1 protein-coding gene is annotated in these 729 nt (G+C 48.1%); it reads right to left on the minus strand.

All coding sequences use genetic code 11. The annotated features are described in order from the left end of the window. Positions 1 to 390, minus strand: a 390-nt coding sequence (locus EXE45_RS20895) for a hypothetical protein (protein WP_206750498.1), incomplete at its 3' end; no start/stop codon positions are given. Between the last annotated feature and the right edge of the window lie 339 nt (positions 391 to 729).

Here is a 729-nt window from a genome sequence, read left to right on the forward strand (position 1 = left end):
CACATCTAGACCAAGCATTTGGTAGACCCGTGTGACATCCTCAACGTTCCCGACTTCGGCATATTGCCCTGTCGAGACACATGCGACATCTGCTATTCGAGCACTCTCTGGATACTTTTGTTCGTAGGTGATTTCTCTACACCCTGTCCGTCGTAAGAACCACGTGGCCACTGCTTTCAAGTCTGCGTGAAGTGGCGTGATGATTTCAGCTTCTGCTACTAGTCGACGGACCTCTGCGAATTCAGTGGTCGATATTTCTTCGAAGTCGAAAGTGACTGTTTCTAGTGATAGATAGCTGTTTTCGACGAGATATTTTAATCGTCCACTCTTGTGGCTTTGAGGCGGTGGAATCGATAGAGCGGCTTCTGAGCTGCGCTTTTTCGATTGCATTTCACTCTCTCGCAAGCCTCAATTTTTCTTCACTGAGATTCATCAGCATTTCTGCCTTCGGGCCTGCTCGCCATATTGAGCTCCCTTCCGAGGTCCGTTGGAGCCAGCCATACCCTTGGGCTTCTCGACAGACTCGACGAACGGTCGAACGTTCGTTTTCTTTGAATGGCAGGTCGTTGAGCTTAAATTTCCCTGTGCAGATTATCTGCTCCAAAACGGCATCCCAAGCCGAATCGCGTAAAGTCATTGGTCTCGTATCTACTTGGGTATCTGAGTATTTGAACCAGCAACTTTATTCCAGACATATTCATCGGCAATAGACCATAGCAGTTTGCCAGT

Source organism: Halorubrum sp. SP9 (genome assembly GCF_005435015.1).
GTDB classification, from domain to species: domain Archaea; phylum Halobacteriota; class Halobacteria; order Halobacteriales; family Haloferacaceae; genus Halorubrum; species Halorubrum sodomense.